At 65.4% G+C, this 506-nt stretch carries 1 protein-coding gene; it reads left to right on the top strand.

The genetic code is table 11. The features are described 5' to 3' along the window. Positions 1-506, top strand: a 506-nt coding sequence (locus JW897_RS24130; RefSeq protein ID WP_205467937.1) for an ATP-binding cassette domain-containing protein, incomplete at both ends; no start/stop codon positions are given.

Here is a 506-nt window from a genome sequence, read left to right as displayed (position 1 = left end):
ACCACCGTCGGGCTGACCCTGGTGCGGCTGCACCAGGCCAGCGGCGGCCAGGCGCTGTTCCACGGCCAGGACCTGCTGGGCATGGACGCCAAGGCCTTCCATGCCTACAAGCGGCGGATCCAGATCATCTTCCAGAACCCCTACGCCTCGCTGAACCCGCGCTTCACCGTGGAGCAGATCCTGAGCGAACCGATGCAGCTGCACGGCATTGGCCGCGACGGCGGCGAGCGGCGCAAGCTGGCGCAGGAACTGCTGGACAAGGTGGGTATGCCGGCCGGGGCGCTGCAGAAATACCCGCACGAATTCTCCGGCGGCCAGCGCCAGCGCATCGCGATTGCGCGCTGCCTGACCTTGAAGCCGGAAGTGCTGATCTGCGACGAATCGGTGTCGGCGCTGGACGTGTCGGTGCAGGCGCAGGTGCTGAACCTGCTGCAAGACCTGCAGGACGAATACGGCCTGTCCTATCTGTTCATCTCGCACGACCTGGCGGTGGTGAAACATATCTC

The organism is Chromobacterium alkanivorans (assembly GCF_016937655.1).
GTDB lineage: Bacteria > Pseudomonadota > Gammaproteobacteria > Burkholderiales > Chromobacteriaceae > Chromobacterium > Chromobacterium alkanivorans.
Note: the sequence above shows the minus strand (reverse complement) of the source record. Positions and strands in the feature narration are given on the sequence as shown.